The organism is Campylobacter sp. RM16192 (assembly GCF_004803855.2).
Taxonomy (GTDB): Bacteria; Campylobacterota; Campylobacteria; order Campylobacterales; family Campylobacteraceae; genus Campylobacter_A.
Genome location: NZ_CP012552.1, coordinates 1,663,303 through 1,680,168 on the forward strand (window position 1 = coordinate 1,663,303; position 16,866 = coordinate 1,680,168).

The 16,866-nt window shown below is 34.6% G+C and carries 19 protein-coding genes and 5 tRNA genes; 9 read left to right on the forward strand and 15 right to left on the reverse strand.

Features of this window, described 5'->3' with window-relative positions; genetic code table 11:
• Nucleotides 1-51: 51 nt before the first annotated feature.
• The 5 genes from trxA (at nucleotide 52) to purF (ending at nucleotide 4,112) form a co-directional block, all read left to right on the forward strand.
• Nucleotides 52-366, forward strand: a complete 315-nt coding sequence (trxA, locus tag CDOMC_RS08835; RefSeq protein WP_169976305.1) for a thioredoxin — start codon at nucleotides 52-54, stop codon at nucleotides 364-366.
• The gene (locus CDOMC_RS08840; RefSeq protein ID WP_172129440.1) at nucleotides 366-815 is read left to right on the forward strand and encodes a hypothetical protein; all 450 of its coding nucleotides are present in this window, start codon (nucleotides 366-368) and stop codon (nucleotides 813-815) included. Before trxA ends, CDOMC_RS08840 begins: the two co-directional genes overlap by 1 nt.
• Before the next feature lie 12 nt (nucleotides 816-827).
• Complete coding sequence (trxB, locus tag CDOMC_RS08845) at nucleotides 828-1,766, forward strand: thioredoxin-disulfide reductase (RefSeq protein WP_172129441.1); 939 nt, start codon at nucleotides 828-830, stop codon at nucleotides 1,764-1,766.
• A gap of 142 nt (nucleotides 1,767-1,908) precedes the next feature.
• Nucleotides 1,909-2,670, forward strand: coding sequence for a 4-hydroxy-tetrahydrodipicolinate reductase (dapB, locus tag CDOMC_RS08850; RefSeq protein ID WP_172129442.1), 762 nt, complete (start codon nucleotides 1,909-1,911; stop codon nucleotides 2,668-2,670).
• A 104-nt stretch (nucleotides 2,671-2,774) separates the two neighbouring features.
• On the forward strand, nucleotides 2,775-4,112 hold the full coding sequence (gene purF, locus CDOMC_RS08855) for an amidophosphoribosyltransferase (protein ID WP_172129443.1): 1,338 nt from the start codon (nucleotides 2,775-2,777) through the stop codon (nucleotides 4,110-4,112).
• Here the strand turns inward: purF and CDOMC_RS08860 are convergent, their stop codons facing one another.
• From CDOMC_RS08860 to CDOMC_RS08905, 10 genes are all read right to left on the reverse strand, one after another.
• On the reverse strand, nucleotides 4,113-4,661 hold the full coding sequence (locus CDOMC_RS08860) for a DUF2393 family protein (RefSeq protein WP_236861310.1): 549 nt from the start codon (nucleotides 4,659-4,661) through the stop codon (nucleotides 4,113-4,115).
• Nucleotides 4,661-5,188 (reverse strand): DUF2393 family protein, encoded by a 528-nt coding sequence (locus CDOMC_RS08865; protein WP_185768461.1) that lies wholly within the window; start codon nucleotides 5,186-5,188, stop codon nucleotides 4,661-4,663. Before CDOMC_RS08865 ends, CDOMC_RS08860 begins: the two co-directional genes overlap by 1 nt.
• Nucleotides 5,178-5,891, reverse strand: a complete 714-nt coding sequence (gene hisIE / locus CDOMC_RS08870; protein WP_172129446.1) for a bifunctional phosphoribosyl-AMP cyclohydrolase/phosphoribosyl-ATP diphosphatase HisIE — start codon at nucleotides 5,889-5,891, stop codon at nucleotides 5,178-5,180. Before hisIE ends, CDOMC_RS08865 begins: the two co-directional genes overlap by 11 nt.
• A gap of 22 nt (nucleotides 5,892-5,913) precedes the next feature.
• Nucleotides 5,914-7,002, reverse strand: a complete 1,089-nt coding sequence (locus CDOMC_RS08875) for a prohibitin family protein (protein WP_169976321.1) — start codon at nucleotides 7,000-7,002, stop codon at nucleotides 5,914-5,916.
• Nucleotides 7,003-7,022: 20 nt separating this feature from the next.
• Nucleotides 7,023-7,937: a branched-chain amino acid transaminase gene (locus CDOMC_RS08880; protein WP_172129447.1), complete on the reverse strand. Its 915-nt coding sequence runs from the start codon at nucleotides 7,935-7,937 to the stop codon at nucleotides 7,023-7,025.
• An 89-nt stretch (nucleotides 7,938-8,026) separates the two neighbouring features.
• The gene (locus tag CDOMC_RS08885; protein WP_172129448.1) at nucleotides 8,027-9,724 is read right to left on the reverse strand and encodes a phosphoethanolamine transferase; all 1,698 of its coding nucleotides are present in this window, start codon (nucleotides 9,722-9,724) and stop codon (nucleotides 8,027-8,029) included.
• 374 nt (nucleotides 9,725-10,098) lie between these two features.
• On the reverse strand, nucleotides 10,099-10,599 hold the full coding sequence (locus CDOMC_RS08890; RefSeq protein ID WP_172129449.1) for a disulfide bond formation protein B: 501 nt from the start codon (nucleotides 10,597-10,599) through the stop codon (nucleotides 10,099-10,101).
• A 3-nt stretch (nucleotides 10,600-10,602) separates the two neighbouring features.
• Nucleotides 10,603-11,247, reverse strand: coding sequence for a DsbA family protein (locus CDOMC_RS08895; RefSeq protein ID WP_172129450.1), 645 nt, complete (start codon nucleotides 11,245-11,247; stop codon nucleotides 10,603-10,605).
• Nucleotides 11,248-11,349: 102 nt separating this feature from the next.
• Nucleotides 11,350-12,288: a DUF3137 domain-containing protein gene (locus tag CDOMC_RS08900; protein WP_172129451.1), complete on the reverse strand. Its 939-nt coding sequence runs from the start codon at nucleotides 12,286-12,288 to the stop codon at nucleotides 11,350-11,352.
• A gap of 86 nt (nucleotides 12,289-12,374) precedes the next feature.
• Nucleotides 12,375-14,153: an aryl-sulfate sulfotransferase gene (locus CDOMC_RS08905; RefSeq protein WP_172129452.1), complete on the reverse strand. Its 1,779-nt coding sequence runs from the start codon at nucleotides 14,151-14,153 to the stop codon at nucleotides 12,375-12,377.
• A gap of 247 nt (nucleotides 14,154-14,400) precedes the next feature.
• On the opposite strand from CDOMC_RS08905, the gene CDOMC_RS08910 reads away from it, so the two are divergent.
• The 4 genes from CDOMC_RS08910 (at nucleotide 14,401) to CDOMC_RS08925 (ending at nucleotide 16,010) form a co-directional block, all read left to right on the forward strand.
• Nucleotides 14,401-14,601 carry a tautomerase family protein gene (locus tag CDOMC_RS08910; protein ID WP_172129453.1) on the forward strand — a complete coding sequence of 67 codons (201 nt, stop codon included), beginning with the start codon at nucleotides 14,401-14,403 and terminating at the stop codon, nucleotides 14,599-14,601.
• Nucleotides 14,598-15,128 carry a thioredoxin-dependent thiol peroxidase gene (gene bcp / locus CDOMC_RS08915; protein ID WP_172129454.1) on the forward strand — a complete coding sequence of 177 codons (531 nt, stop codon included), beginning with the start codon at nucleotides 14,598-14,600 and terminating at the stop codon, nucleotides 15,126-15,128. The genes CDOMC_RS08910 and bcp overlap by 4 nt, the downstream gene beginning before the upstream one ends.
• 313 nt (nucleotides 15,129-15,441) lie before the next feature.
• A complete protein-coding gene (locus tag CDOMC_RS08920; RefSeq protein ID WP_236861311.1) occupies nucleotides 15,442-15,879 on the forward strand; it encodes a 4Fe-4S binding protein in 438 nt (145 codons plus the stop codon).
• On the forward strand, nucleotides 15,876-16,010 hold the full coding sequence (locus CDOMC_RS08925; RefSeq protein WP_218975675.1) for a hypothetical protein: 135 nt from the start codon (nucleotides 15,876-15,878) through the stop codon (nucleotides 16,008-16,010). The genes CDOMC_RS08920 and CDOMC_RS08925 overlap by 4 nt, the downstream gene beginning before the upstream one ends.
• Before the next feature lie 293 nt (nucleotides 16,011-16,303).
• Here the strand turns inward: CDOMC_RS08925 and CDOMC_RS08930 are convergent.
• The 5 genes from CDOMC_RS08930 to CDOMC_RS08950 form a co-directional block, all read right to left on the reverse strand.
• Nucleotides 16,304-16,388, reverse strand: a tRNA-Leu gene (locus tag CDOMC_RS08930).
• A gap of 49 nt (nucleotides 16,389-16,437) precedes the next feature.
• Nucleotides 16,438-16,514 (reverse strand) — tRNA-Arg (locus tag CDOMC_RS08935).
• 11 nt (nucleotides 16,515-16,525) lie between these two features.
• Nucleotides 16,526-16,602, reverse strand: a tRNA-Arg gene (locus tag CDOMC_RS08940).
• A gap of 5 nt (nucleotides 16,603-16,607) precedes the next feature.
• A tRNA-His gene (locus tag CDOMC_RS08945) sits at nucleotides 16,608-16,684 on the reverse strand.
• Nucleotides 16,685-16,692: 8 nt separating this feature from the next.
• Nucleotides 16,693-16,770: transfer RNA gene (locus CDOMC_RS08950), tRNA-Pro, on the reverse strand.
• Between the last annotated feature and the right edge of the window lie 96 nt (nucleotides 16,771-16,866).

Below are 16,866 nucleotides of genomic sequence, written 5' to 3' on the forward strand. Positions count from 1 at the left end.
TTTAAACTTGTTTATGTATAATACAATCCAAAATTCAATTAGGAGAAAATTATGGGAAAATACATTGAGCTTACATCGGCTAACTTCGACGTAGCTAAAGAGGGTGTTGCACTTGTTGATTTCTGGGCGCCTTGGTGCGGACCTTGCAGAATGCTTGCTCCGGTTATTGATGAGCTTGCGGAAGAATTTGACGGCAAAGCCAAAATTTGCAAGGTAAATACAGATGAGGTTCAAGATCTGGCGGTTGAGTTTGGCATAAGATCAATTCCTACATTGCTATTCTTTAAAAATGGCGAAGTTGTTGAGCAAATGGTAGGAGCTCAATCAAAACAAGCAATAGCAGATAAGATAAATTCGCTTCTTTAATGAGCATAAAAAGACGGGGGACTTTACTCCCCCTGACTTCAGTTTTTGCTTCATTTATTGGCGCCGCTTTAATTGCTTCGGTTTTTGCTTACAATAATTATAGATTCTCAAAATACAAATTTATAGACTTTGGCTCTTTAACTTTTTATGAGAAAAATGAAATTTTTGTACCAAAAAATAACAAATTTCTACTTGTTGTCTTTAGCTCAAACATGAATGATTTAGACAAAATTTTAGAAATTTCAAATAAAAATTTGCCTATTATAGCGATTGATATGTTTCAAAAACGATTCGAACCAAAAGATAATATATCTTATATCACATCCGATATAAATACGATTTTAAAGCTTATGAATCTTCTGAATATTACTACACTGCCAAGTAGTGTTGAGATGATCCATCAGGACGAAAAAATTTACAAACAAGATTCAAAAATAAATAAAATTTAAAAGGAATACAATATGTTGGATTTAGCTATCATTGGAGGTGGTCCTGCCGGTCTAAGCGCCGGACTTTACGCGACTCGTGGCGGACTTAAAAATGTTGTTATGTTTGAAAAGGGCGAACCTGGCGGACAAATCACAGGAAGTTCTGAGATAGAAAACTATCCTGGACAAAAAAATCCGGGCGAAAGCGGAATGGACTTTATGAGTACTTGGGCTCCTCAGTGTATGAAATTTGGACTAAAACACGAGATGGTAAATATCGTAAGAGTTAGCCAAAATGCAGATAAAACCTTCAAGATTATATTTGACGGAGGAAAAGAGGAAAGTGCAAAATCTGTAATCATAGCCACCGGCTCAACTCCTCGTCGTGCAGGCTTTAAGGGCGAAGATGAGTTCTTCGGAAGAGGAGTAAGCACCTGCGCTACATGCGACGGATTTTTTTATAAAAATAAAGAAGTTGCCGTTCTTGGTGGCGGCGATACTGCTATAGAAGAGGCGATTTATCTTGCCAATATCTGTTCTAAAGTCTATATCATACATAGACGAGAGGGTTTTCGCGCGGCTCCAACGACTTTGGAAAAGGCTCGCAAAAATGAGAAGATAGAATTTATCACAAGCGCTACCATAAAAGAGGCTTATGGCGATAAAATGGGTCTTAACGGACTTATATTAAATACAAAAGATGGGGAGCGCGATCTAAAAGTGCCTGGAATTTTCACATTCGTGGGACTAAATGTAAATAATGAAATTTTAAAACAAGAAAATGGCGAATTTCTATGCGAAATGACAAGTGAAGGTCAAGTAGATGTAAATCTAAAAATGCAGACAAACGTACCTGGACTATTTGCCGCAGGAGACATTAGAAAAGATGCTCCAAAGCAGGTCGTAGTAGCAGCAGGCGATGGTGCTGTAGCAGCTCTTTCTGCGCTAAGCTACGTAGAAAGTCTAAACTAATTCAAAATTTAGCCGAGATTTCGGCTAAATTTACCTTCTAGTAAAATTTATTAATCCTCGTTTTATACTAACCCCATCCATTTATCGCTATTTTTATCAAAAATATGTTAAATTACAAATCTTAAATTAAAAAGGATTAGTCATGATAAAAATCGGAATTCACGGCGCAAGTGGCAAAATGGGTAGAATGATAATAGAGTGTTTAAAAGATAGCAAAGAGGCTGTTTTAACTGCCGCTTATACGATAGAGCCTCTTGATTTTGCCCTTAATGCAGTGGTAACAAATAGTCTTGAAGAGCTATTTGAAAATTGCGATGTAGTAATTGATTTTACTATAAAAGATGGGGCATTAAATCTAATAAATTATGCAAGAACCAATCCAAAACCACTAGTCATAGGCACAACAGGACTTGGAGAGGATGGAGCCCAGCTAATAGCTCAAGCCTCAAATACAATGCCTATACTGCAAGCTACAAATATGAGTTTGGGTGTAGCCGTGTTAAACCGCCTTGCAGCAATAGCTTCGAAGACACTAAAAGAATTTGATATAGAGATAGTCGAGCAGCACCATAGGCACAAAAAAGACTCCCCAAGCGGTACTGCGCTAACTCTTGCCGAACATGTGGCAAACGCCAGAGATTTAAATATAAAAGAGGTTATGGTAACAGGCAGAGAAGGTCTAATAGGAGCAAGAAGTAAAGATGAAATCGCAGTTTTAGCGGTGCGTGGAGGAGACGTTGTGGGGCGACATACTGTTGGATTTTATAACGATGGAGAATTTATAGAGTTAAATCATACCGCAACTAGTCGTGCGACATTCGCCAAAGGGGCGATTAAAGCCGCCATCTGGCTAGCATCTCAAAAAAATGGATTATACGGTATTGATGATTGCCTAGGGTTTTAAGGAGCTATTTTTATAAATTTTATATTATTTTATATCTAAAATTTTTAAAAATTTTAGATAAGTTTGGCTAAAATAAATTTTAAAATAAAACAAAAGGTCTAAAAATGTGTGCTGTAGTAGGAGTGGTTAATTCAAAAAATGCGGCAAAAACAGCTTATTATGCCTTGTTTGCAATGCAACATAGGGGTCAAGAGGCAAGCGGAATAAGCACCAGCGATAACGGCTATATTAGAACCATAAAAGCCACAGGACTTGTTACTGATGTTTTTGACGAGAAAAGCTTTGAAATTTTAAAAGGTGATATGGCAATAGGGCACAACCGCTACTCGACTGCAGGAAGTGGTTCTATAGACGATGCACAACCGATATCCGCCAACTACAACTTAGGCTCAATCTCACTGGTTCATAATGGAAATTTAATAAACAAAGATGAAATTCGCCAAGCTCTTATAGATGAAGGAGCTATATTCCAGTCAAATATGGATACCGAAAACATCATCCATCTAATAGCTAGAAGCAAGAAAAAGCATCTAAAAGATCGTATAACAGAGGCTTTGAAAAAGATCGTAGGCGCATACTGCCTTATAATTCAATCCAGACATAAAATTTTTGCCGTTCGCGACAAATACGGAGTAAGGCCTCTATCTATAGGTAAGCTAAAAGATGGAGGATACATAATAGCAAGCGAGACCTGCGCCTTTGATCTCGTGGGAGCTAAATTTATAAGAGATGTAAAACCAGGAGAGATGATAATATTTGAAAATTGCAAAGACGAGTTTCAAAGCATAGAACTATTTAAACCAGATCCTAGAATTTGTGCATTTGAATACATATATTTCGCGCGCCCGGATAGCGTCATAGAGGGCAAGAGCGTATATGATGTGCGTAAAAAGATGGGTGCCGCTTTAGCCAAACAAAGCGCTATAAAGGCTGATTTCGTAGTGCCTGTGCCTGATAGCGGAGTGCCTGCTGCTCTTGGATATGCAAATGAGAGCAAGATACCTTTTGAACTTGCCATAGTAAGAAACCACTATGTAGGGCGCACTTTCATTGAGCCTACTCAAGCAATGAGAAATCTTAAAGTTAAGCTAAAGCTAAATCCTATGTCAAGCATACTAAAAGGCAAAAGCATAGTGGTAGTAGATGATAGTATAGTTAGAGGCACTACGAGTAAAAAGATAGTAGAGCTACTTCGCTCTGCAGGAGCCAAAGAGATACACTTTAGAGTAGCTTGCCCAGAGCTTAAATTCCCTGAACGTTACGGTATCGATACACCAAGCTTTGAAGAGCTTATCAGCTATAAGATGAATAAAGATGAGGTATGTAAATTTATAGGAGCCGATACTCTTGAGTTTTTAAATCTAGATGATCTTGTAAGCAGTATAGGAAATGAGAGAAAATACTCGCTTGTAAGCTTTGACGGGGATTATTTTATAAAATAACTAGTAGCAATCCAACTTAGTTATAAACATAGTATTTTTAAAATATGGAGGATATGGCATAGAAATACTAAAATTTCTAGCCTCTCTTATCTTTAAATTTTTAGCAATACTCACCTTTTGCTCGATTGTATTTGGGCGAGCATCTTTATCATTATTAAGCCATGAAAATAGTGACAATCCGCTTGGTTTAAATATCGCATCACCTTTTAAACTATCCTTGCTTATAGGGTCATTTATCAGCTTTACTATAATATTGCAATTAGATATATCAAATGAACCTACATTTCTTATGACACCTTTAATTACTACGGTCTCATTCATTAAAACTCTACTTTTCGTAATGCTTTCTAAAACAGCTTTTTTAGTATATTTATCTACAACAAACATTAAAAAAACTCCTATTATAAGAGTAACTGTAAAATTTATAACTATTAAAGAAGTAAATATTTTTTTGTTTTCTTCATATTTTGACAGATACGCCAATAGTCCTGAAAGAAACAGCAATATAACAATTATTAGAATATGAAAAATGTTAAAATACTCTAGCATTAAAAACACTCCGAACTAGCCGTTATATTATAATCACTCAATTTAAAATTATTTATTACGCCTTGCACGCGCTTTGTCTCATTGATATCCAATATCTCTTTAATAAATATCTTATCTTTCATGATTGGTCTTAACATATTTATTTGATTTCTAAGCTTATTTCCGGAAGGCTTATAAAATTTAAGATCAATCCTGCAATACTTAAATGGATTTTTTGATAAATTTGTAAGCTTTAAATCGACCAAAAGAGTATTTGAGTATGAAAGCTGTTTTTGTGATATTAGCTCTAAATTTCTAGTTCTCAAATTCTCATCCAAAAAACGATTTATATAAAAAAGCCCGAAACCAAAAGCTACTAAATTTAATAGCATAAGTAAAAAACCCAAAATGTGAAATCTTGTTATCAAATAAATACAGGCTACAAAAAGGATAAAAAACATCAAGACAAGCCATATATAGGCCGCTATATCTATCCAGCCTAAATGCTCGAGATAGAAGCTTAGTCCATCTTTTAGCTTATCTAACATCTCTTGATTTTTTCTCCTCGATTCCACTTGCTCCAAACCTTCTAGCAAGCTCATCTTTGATTCGATCAGGGTGAATATTATGAGCGGCAAGTGCTACCATAGAGTGAAAGCACAAATCGGCCGCCTCATACACCAAATCATTTTTACTTTTTTCATCTTTGGTATTGGAAGCATCTTTACACGCCATTACAAACTCAGTCGCTTCTTCGCCGATCTTTTTAAGTATTGCGTTTTCGCCCTTTTTAAACAGACTTGCCACATACGACTTTTGGGGGTCTGCGTTGAGTTTTCTATCTAAAATTTCGTGATATACTTTGTCAATTATCTGGTAATTTGTCTTTTTATCTGGCAATTTACTATCTAAATTTAAATTCTTGTTACCTGAATTAAGCTCAAATTTCCTAAAAAAGCAAGATTTCTCACCGGTATGACAAGCCGCGCCACCAATCTGCTCTACTTTTATTAAGATAGTGTCATTATCGCAGTCCAAAAATATCTCATCGATTTTTTGGACATTGCCACTCTCTTCGCCTTTTTTCCAAATTCTATTTTTTGTGCGTGAAAAATAGTGGGCAAAGCCGGTTTGAACGCTTAAATTTAAAGCCTCTTTGTTCATAAAAGCAAGCATTAAAACATCATTTGTAGTGCTCTCTTGCACTACCACAGGTATCATCCCTCCGACTTTATCCCAATCTATCTTCATCGCACTCTCTTAAAATTTATTTCTAACGCTCAATAGCCGATTGTCTTGCCTTGTCTTTTGTATCAACCCAAATATTTGGCACCGATCCTCCAGGTGTTAAGAAAATTTTAGCATCGCTATTTTCACGCAAAGCTTCGTTAAATTTACCCTGAATCTCTATTTGTTTTAACTCTAGCAAATTTTGATCCAAACTCTTGGCAACCTCTTTATTTGCATACGCTTGAGCATCGGCTTCTATCTTAACCGCATCAGCCTTACCTTTAGCCTCTATGATAGCTGCCTTTGCGGTTCCTTCTGCAAGAGCAGCCTTTTTAAGCGCTTCTTGGTTTGCACGCTCTACTTCGTATTTGGTTCTCTCCGCCTCTTGTTTAGCGATTTGAACGCGCTCAATTTGCTCTTTTACCTTTTCAGGTAAGATTATCTCTCTAAGTTGAACAGTGAGTAGCTCCACTGGTCTATTTGGCTGAGAGTCGATATCTTTGCGAATTCCCTCATCTATTTGAGCAGCTATCTCATTTCTCTTAGTAGGAAGCTCTTCGGCTGTATATTTACCAGTTACACTTCTTACCACATCTCGCACTACAGGATCTACTATTTTGCTTTCCCAGCTAAGACCCCAAGCAGCGATTGTTTGAGGTGCATTTTCCGGATTTAAGCGGTATTGAACGGTGATATCTATGCTTACAGGAAGGTTTCTAGCGTCCAAAACCGAAATTGAGTTTTTGCGAATAATTCCCGCTTGAGATTGGGTTGAAAATTTTTGTGTCTCACCCATATCCTCACCTGAAGTATAGTTTATAAGGCGAACTCTGGTATCTACGATTATAACTCTTTGAATTCCTGGTATAAAGAAGTGAAAACCCGGCTGCATAGGGTTTGGATCATATTTACCTGCTGTAGCCTTAATGCCTACTTCGCCCGAGTTTATAACCACAAAAGGCTGAGTAATAGCTAAAATAGCTATGATAACTATGATAGCGTAAGCAAGTCCTGACATTTTTCCAAAATTCTTTGGTAAATTTGGCGCTTTAAAATTCAGCTTTGGACCGTTATTGCTTCCGCCGCTACTATTGTTCTTTTTATTAAAATAATCATTTAAATCTGCTGGCATTCATATCCTTGTTTAGAATTTTAAATATAGGTTAGCATTGAAGCATATTTTGGATTTCGTCCGTAAACTACGTCAAAATAAGCATCTTGCAGCTTTTTAGTTACTTCGCCGCGTTTTCCGCTTCCGATAACTCTAGCGTCGATGCTGCTTATCGGAGTTACTTCAGCCGCCGTACCCGTGAAGAAAGCCTCATCAGCCACATAAGCCTGATCTCTAGTGATGCGCTCACGGCGAACTTCATAACCTAAATCTTTTGCGATCTTGATAACGGTGTCTTGAGTAATGCTTGCTAGGCTATTATCATTTGGAGGTGTTACGATAGTACCGTTTTCAACTATGAAAAAACATTCGCCAGGGCCCTCAGCCACGAAGCCTTCACCGTCTAAAAGCAGCGCCTCATCGTAGCCGGCATCTTTTGCTTCGTAATTTGCCATTTGCGAGCTTAAGTAGTTTGAGCTTGCTTTTGCCCTATTCATTTGACCGGCCGGATTTAGCTTGGCAAAGCTTGAAATTTTAACTCTAATGCCCTTTTCAAGCCCCTCATCACCAAGATAAGCGCCCCACTCCCAAGCGGCGATTGCGGTATTTACGGGAGCTTTTGTGTGAGCTAGTCCCATAATACCATAACCTAAAAATATAATCGGGCGAATATATACGTTGCCGTTAAATTTATTTGCTCTTAAAAGCTCTATTTGTGCGTTCTCAAGCTCTTTTTGAGTATAAGTACAGTTTAAAATTGTCATTTTTGCAGACTTTAAAAGCCTGTTTGTGTGATCTTGCAGCCTAAAAATCGCCAAACCTTTATCGGTTTTATAAGCCCTTGTGCCTTCAAATACAGCATTTGCATAGTGAAGCGAGTGGGTTAAAACATGCACTTTAGCATCTTCCCATTTAACCAATTTTCCATCCATCCAAATAAATTCAGAAGTATTCATCGATAACCTTTCTACAACTTAATTAAATTTAGATAGTCTAGCAAAAATATGTTTAAAAATTAATTCGCCATTCTAAAATTTTAGAAAAATTAATCTCTATATGGAATTTGATGTCTTACGCCTTCATAATCTTTGCCATCCACAATTCTTTTTCTTGTGGTATCGAATTCATCTCTCAATAAACTTTTTGTAGCCATAAACTCTTCTGGATAAAATTTAATAATATCAGCCATTGTATGAATTATGTCATCACTCATAAAAGGTTTATCTCTGGCTTTTTCTAAGGCATGCCAAATATCTGAATGTTTTGATATAAATTCATTTGAACCTATAAAAATAAGCGGTATTTCACAAACAAATCTATTAAAAATACCGCCATGACCAACAAGTCCATTTTGCTCAAAAATACTCTCTCCATGATCGCTTAAATATATTATTAAACTATCTTCATCTTTAAATAATTCATAAATTTCATTTACTATAAAATCATTATAGTAAATTGTATTTAGGTAATATCTAAGTATCTTTTTTTCTTTATTGTTAAGTGGCAAATTTAAATCAATTTTTCCAAATTTATCAAAATTATTTGGGTATCTAAATTCATATTTTAAATGAGAACCCATCAAATGAAAAACATAAAAATTTTTGTCACTATTAAAATTATTAAACAAATCTAACAAAATTTCATCATAAACAGAAATATTTCTCTGTAAATAACTAGAAAATTTACTAATATCAGCTCTCATAGATACACTTGTTGCGGCACCAGAAAAAACTCCAAATTTTTCTTGGTTGCTAAACCAAGCAGTTTTATACCCGCGAATTTTAAACATATCAACCATATTTAAACTATCAAACCATAGTTTTTCTTGATCGTAACTTGAAAAATTTAATACTCTTTGTAAAGATGGATTTGTACTAGTAAACGGACAAACAGTATTATTAAAAGCTATTAGATTTGAGCTTGCCTGCAAATTTTTTAAATTTGGTGTTGTATTGATAGGATAAGAATAGATTGACATATAATTTCTTTGCGAGCTTTCGCCTATAATAAAAACTATATTTTTTGGTAGGTTTTTATCTTCCAAATACAAATTTAATTTCAAATTTTTACTATAATGCTTTTCATAAAAGTTAATAACTTCATCTAAATTAATTGTATTACTCTTATTAGAAAAATAACTAATGTTCACATAAAAGATTCTAAAAATTGCACTTTTATTTATTCTATTAAAATAATCATCTCCTTCTTTGTATTTTAAAAATGTTTTGCCAATAGAAAAACATATAGATACAAAAAATATGATTAAAAAAATTATATAATTTTTTTTATTAAATTCTAAAGGTTTTACTTTAAAAGAGAAAAATAAAATTAAAATAGTAGCTAATATAATTAAAAATGATTTTATATCAATAAAAGAATTTCCAAATTCTGATATTTCATTTAAATTTGTATGAACTATTGCATCTAAAATAAATACATTAAATTCTGTATAAAATTTTAAAAGTAAAAAAGATTCAAATATAAAAAATAAAGAAAAAATAGCTAACAAAAAATAAGAAATTTTTTTTAAAAATTTTCTAAAAAAAATCCATAACAAAAAAAACAATAAATTTTCAACACCAATAATATAGAATAACTCAATAAAAATATATTCAACAAGTCTTAATTTAAAATCATACTCTATATAGTTAATCCAAATAAGTATTAATGTATTAAATATAAAAATGGCTATAAATATATTTAATATAGGCGATAATATTAGCTGTTTATAAAAATTTTTCATCAATACACCTTTTACAAAGAAACATTATATTACTTTATTAATGATGTAAAAATATATAATATTAAGCATAAAGTTTTTAACTTCTAACTATATATTTTAATTACAATATTTACAAATTTTATTTGTTATACCAACCTTTTCATATTCTTTAATTATGATAGTAATTGTCTAATAAGTTTATTGTATCAAAATCTTTCTATAGAATTAGTACATTGTCATTCAAACTCATTATTTTAAAATTTTTGAACTGTTTAAAAGAATCTTAATAATAATGAATATTTAAAAAACATTATGTTTTTACTTCAAATAGCCAATAAAATATTGTGTATGAAAAAACATAATAAACCAATAAAACTTATTCTAAAAAAATAAAACTAGATGCTATTAATTTCTGAACTTCTCGCGTTATAGACAAACCAGCTTAAAATCATAACTAAAAATATGGCACCTATAAAAGCAAAACCGATAAAGCCTACTACTGACAAAGAACTACTAATCTCGGCACTTTTAGGCAAAAAAATAGCTGGCATCCACTCATTAAGAGGTAGTCCAAATGGGAATGAGAAATTTTCCAAAGATAGTGTCTTGCTCTCATTTGTATAACTAAGTCCGAAAATAACACCTAAAAATATAAAAATATAGGCTATTAATTTTACCGCGAAAGATTTAGGCTCTATCATGGCAATAATAGCACCAAGTAAAATAATCGCCAAAATAGATCTAATAATCATACTAAGAGGATCTGAGGCGCCACAAAAAAATGATCCGACAAGCAAACCGATACATACTAAAAACAGAGCCATCCAAGGCTTCCTTGTGCGCTGAAAGTTATATATCCAGCAGACAAAACCTTTATTATCTTTATTATAATCCATAATCTACTTTCCCAAAAGTTCTTTTATAATTTCAATTAATTTATCTATCGAATAAGCCGCATCTAGATTAATTAGATATTTTCCATTTACGACAAAGGCGGGTACTCCACTTAAAACAGCAACCGAATAGCTATCGTCCCAACTAGATAAAATTTCTTGCGCTCTTGTTGTGCTTAAAGCCTTTTCATAGTCGCTTCTGTTTACCTTGGTATCTTTTAAAATTTTATTTATATACTCGTTTTTGTCACTAAATTGTTCGTTTTTGTCGTGATATGATCTATAAATGGCAAATTTTGCTCTTTTAAACAGAGATTTATCATCAAAATAGCCTATATTTTTCTCCTCATCAAGTGAGATCATAGAGGCTAAAATTCCGCTAACAGTCTCGCCAAATTCACCTTTTGACTTTAGATGATAAGGTATAAATTTAACTCCATCAAGTTTAGACATTACTTTTTGAGTTACGCCTTTATCAAATTTATAGCAGTGCGAGCAAGCGTAGCTAAATACTTTAGTAAGAGTATTATCGCCTACCGAAAGCGGTCTTTCGAGCACCTTATATTCTATCCCGTCGGTTAGAGCAAAAGCGCAGGAGCTAAAAAGCCCAAGTGTAGCCAAAACCTTTATAAATTTAGTAAAAATTTTCATACAACTCCTTATTAGTCCTGATATTTTATGAAATACTATAAAAGAAATGATAAATTTGAGGTTAAAACATTATCTGCCAAATTCGCAAATAATCCGTATAAATCAACTATAAATTTTAGTTAATTTTAATATCCTAATAATGTCAAACATGCCATCTAAATCGGCTTTTATCTTTTTGTCTAATTTTTTACTTACAATGTTCTTATGAATATCAGGCTCAAAGCTATCAATGCCTCTATTAATCTTTATATAAATTCGCCCGTCAACAAAGCTTAATCCGATAGGTACTCTCATATACTTAGCAAGCTTTATAATAGCCTCCATTAAAGCCGGACTTAGTATATACATCGCATTTTGGATATCTGTGGTATAAACTCTAAAAAGTTCGTTAAATTCAGCATTATCAACGATAAATTGTTTAGCTACGGGATCATGCGGCTTGCCTTTTGCTAGCACAAAGGTTTTTGACTCTATCTTTTTATTAAAATCAGCCATAAAAAATATTCCCTTAAAAAACCTTATCTCAACACTCTCTTGCTCCATAGTTACGGGATTAAAGAAACTATCTTTACCGATTAAATTTAAATCGCTAAAGCTAAATTTGACTCCGTCTATCTCTCCGCTTACAAGATCATTTCCAAACTGTTCGGTTATGCTAAAGAACAATCTACTTTGCATAATATAAAATAAATTTATATGATTATTCATCTCATATTTAAACCCAAGCGAGTTAAAATAGATTTCAAGATAGAATTTTTTATATTTTTTCGCAAATTCACTTTTTTCCTTTTTTGCAAAATAAAAGAAAAGATTATGATAAAAGATATAAGCAATGATCAAAGAGAGCATGAGAGCTAAAATTTGACCTAAATTTTTGCCTTTTATGAAACCAAATTGAGTATTTAATGGAACCTCGGTAAAAATTTCATACAAAAAGTAAAAAATAAATACAAATATTATGAAAGTTACAAATATGCGATACGAGAAAAATTTAGAAAGTATCAGTTTTCGCTCTTTTTCAAGCTCAAGTAGTGTCTTCAAACGCAACCTTTAAATTTGAGTCATTATATCAAATTTAAGCTCTCAAAGAGGATTAACGCGGCCAAATTTAGCCGCGTTAAAAGATGTTAGTATTCAAATATATTTGGATTTATTACAAGCGAGCGATAAGCCACGTCGTCCCTTGACGCAGACTCAACGTCCATTTCAAATTTGATCTCATTTGTCTTTGGATCGATCTCGATTAGAACCATTTTGATAGTCTTATCAGGGCGAAGCAAATTTACGTTTGAGCTTGAGATGTAGTAAGTCTTTTTATCTTTTTGCCACTCGGTGTTGCTGGTAACCGCGCTATAAAACTCAAATCCGCGCTCTTTGCCAAATTCCCAAGTTTGCTCAACGGTCAAATTTTTCTCATCTATTTTGTATTCAACTGCGCGGGAGTATTTATCCTCTTTAAATGCAGGCTGCTCCATACCGCGACCATCACCGTTATCAAATACGCTTAAATACTTGATGTTGCCCTTGTTTTCGTATCTGCCGGTTAGCCAAGCGGTGTGCTGCGTCCAAGACCAGTCAAACTCGCCTTCGCATTTAGAATTTTCGCATTTGATCTTTTTGCCGTTTTTATCAACCGGAACCAAAACTTTAGCCTTAAAGTCATCGCTCCAGCCTTCAGGGCTTGCAAGTATCCATTTGACCTTTTTATCTTTGCCGATTTTTACGATGCCTTGGTGGCGAAGTGAAAGGATGATGCCCTCATCGGTTGGATCATACGAGATGGAATTTACGTGAGCCCAGTTGTGTCCTGTGCCGGTGCCGATCTTATCTCCAAACGGAGCATCCGAGCTAGCGTCGATCTCTTTTGCGTTCATGTCGATGTTTAGACAAACAGCACGAGGATCAAGCGCTTTGATAAGGTTGCTTCTATAGATGTTGTTGCCAAAAATTTCGTTTAGATCCCACTCGTTTACTACCTTGCCTGTGCCGTCAAGCTCGATGATATGATCGCGAACTGTGTGTGAAATTTGACCGTCTTTGTGATGATAGTTATATTTACCGACGCGAAGAAGCAAGTGATCGCCCTTAATCGGCAATACCTCGTGGCTTAGATCGATATATCCGCGCGGTAAAATTCTCTCATAGACTTGCTTGCCCATAAGGTCATATCGCATATATTTTTGCGACATACCAAAACTTAGATCACCGTTTGGCAGCTGATGAAAGCCCATCATCATGCCTGTATTTTCGACATTTCTCTCTCGGCGATCGTAAAATTTAGCGTAGTCAAGATACCATCTAACCTCGCCTGTGGTATCAACGATATAGTTTTCTGTGTAGTCATTCCAGCTAGCAGCACCGCCGTATCCGCTTCGCCAATCAAACGGCTTATAAATTCCGGTAATTGTGTTGTTGATAAGATAGAGTCTGTCTTTAAATTCAGGATCAACTTTCTTTGGAACTCTCTTTTGCATATGCTCAAATCTAAAATCGCGGCTTAAGGTTACGATTGGTTGAGCGTAAATTTTATACATCTCCTTTTTCTTTTCGCCTTTAAATGTATAGCTCACCTCAACTTGGTTTAGGTAGTCAGGATATAGCCCCCAGATAGGCACGCCGTCGTGGTTTAAAAGAGCGTTTTGCGAGACGTTGTAGTTGATATCAACTCCTCCGTTTGGCTTGCCAAGTACACGCACGTGGATATCGGTTATATCTTTACCTGCACGATCTACTATAGCAGTAAGCGGTGCTACATCATAAGGGTTTATGAAGACTTGTCCGAGCTCGCCTTGCTTTTTGATCTGATGGGCTAGAACTCCCGAATTTGCAGGCGTAGGAATAATAAAAAACATAGACGAAGATAAGCCTAATGCAAGCGCAGCAGAAACTAATGAGATTTTTTTCATATCTATCCTTTCTGTAATAAATTCAAAGCAAAATATAATCTAATTTATAGATAAACTTAAATTTTATATACTACTAATATCATATTTTAAGTATTTTACACTAAATTTAAGATTATTTGTCAAATAAAGATTTACTGGATTGTCTTAAGTTTATGAAATTAAATTTATCTATGCTATACGCACTATTATTTAAGCTAAATTCATTATTAATTTTAGCTATAATCATTTAAATTTAAAAGGAGAAAAAATGCCCTTTGTAAACATAAAAGTTTCAGCGCCCGAGCCTACCAAAGAGCAAAAAAAGCAAATTATCGCCGAAGTTACGGACACTCTAGTAAGAACGCTAGGTAAAGACCCTGCTGCGGTGCTTGTGATGATAGAAACACTTGAAGCAGAAAGTATCGGCAAAAGCGGACTTAGTTTAGAAGATTTAAGGAGTAAAAAATGAGTTGCAAGAAAAAAGAAGCTTGCGAAGTAAAGAGTGAATTTAGCAAAGAGGATATAGAGCGCAAAGTAACGCTTGCAACAGGCGATAAAGCGCCAAATTTCAGCCTTGAAAATCAAGATGGAGTAAGTGTGAATTTAAAAGATTTCATCGGCAAAAATGTCGTGCTTTATTTTTATCCTAAAGATAACACTCCGGGATGCACTACCGAGGCTTGCGAATTTAGCGCGATTTATGATGATTTTATCGCTCAAGACACTGTTATAATCGGCGTAAGCCCTGATAGTGTAAAAAGTCACTCAGGCTTTATAGAAAAGCAAAATTTAAAGCACATTTTACTAAGCGATGCGAATAAAGAGGTGGCAAAACTTTACGGAGTTTGGCAAGTGCGCAAAAACTACGGCAAAGAGTATCTTGGCATAGTTCGCACAACTTTTGTGATAGACAAAAAAGGCAAAATCGCTAAAGTTTATAAAAGCGTAAAAGCCAAAGAACACGCCGCAAAAGTGCTTGCTGACCTAACTAAGTAAAATAAATTCAAAGGAGTCAAATTCATATCGACTCCTTTGCAGAAACTATTTCATAACATCTTAAAATTAAATTAATATATAAAATATAATTTATTGTAAAAATTTAAAATATTTTACTTAAATATAGAAATTTTTGCTATATATTTAAATTTCATAAAAGTATTTTTGTAGTAAAATACATTTCATACATTAATTCTTATATTTTAGCTTTTTTAATAAAACTACCTATACAATATCACGAAAGTTAAATTAATATTATTATGGTAATACTAATTTAATAATAGTACTAATAAATAAATATCAGGAGGTTTGTATGCTTAGTGTCTATAAGATCAAAACTTTCCCTCCGGCACCAGATTCAAGAGGTGGGGAAGCTGAATTTGAAGGTACTTATAGAAAGGGCGAATTACGCGGTATTATCAAAATAGACCAAGACAATTGCGTCGGATGCGATACCTGTCGCTCCTTTTGTCCTACAGATGCCATAGACGGCTCTCTTGGAGTTGCTCACAAAATAGATCAAAATTTATGTGTAGCCTGTGGTCAGTGTCTTATCAACTGCCCATTTGCGGTTATCGAGCAAATGAGCTTTGTCGATGAAGTTATGGCTAAGCTTGAGGATAAAAAGACCTTTGTCGTAGCCCACCCTTCTCCTGCAGTGCGTGTCTCTTTGGCTGAAGAATTTGGAGGCAAACCAGGAGAGCTAACGATAAATAAGATGTATAACGCCTTTGAAAAAGCGGGCTTTTGATAAATAAAACCATGATGAAAAACCGCATGCAAAAAGCCTCACACGCCATAGTGCCCATAACAAACTACGGCATCATCATCTCACTTTGTCAGGGCGTGCTGAATAGAGTGGCTGAAATTTTTAAAAAATAATATACGATTAAACTATTTGTATATAAGTCAAAAAAACGAAGTTAAAAATTAAAGACTAGTTTGTACAAAACAATCTGTCAATATGCCTCTTTATTTTCTAACTTCACTACACAAATTTCAAGACACTAAAATTATAATTTCTATTATTCTAACTTTTTTATTTTTCGAAAAATGTAAAATAAAAGATAAGAACGTGAAATTAATACTTTTCATTGTTAAGATTATAGCAGATGATTTAATATTACCTAAAATGTTGTTTTTAAAAGTTTAAAAACAAGATCTTGTATTTTAAATGGTGCGGATGAAAGGACTTGAACCTTCACGCCGTGAGGCACCAGATCCTAAGTCTGGCGTGTCTGCCAATTTCACCACATCCGCACGTGTATAAAGAATGAAAGTTTATCTAAAAAATCTTAAATAAACCAAATGGTACGCCCAAGAGGATTCGAACCTCTGACCTACGGCTTAGAAGGCCGTTGCTCTATCCAGCTGAGCTATGAGCGCATGAAAACAAGTGGTGCGCCCGATAGGAGTCGAACCCATAACCTACAGATCCGAAGTCTGTCGCTCTATCCAATTGAGCTACGAGCGCCAAAGTGGGGTGAGTGATGGGAATTGAACCCACGACCCTCAGGACCACAATCTGATGCTCTAACCAACTGAGCTACACTCACCACATAGATGGTCGGGGTGAAAGGATTCGAACCTTCGGCCCCTTGGTCCCAAACCAAGTGCGCTAACCAGACTGCGCTACACCCCGAAGTAATGTGTACCTACTTCATTGAAAAAGCGCATTTTAACTAAAAATTAAACTAATGTCAATAAAATTTAGATTAAATTTGCATTTTTATTTAAA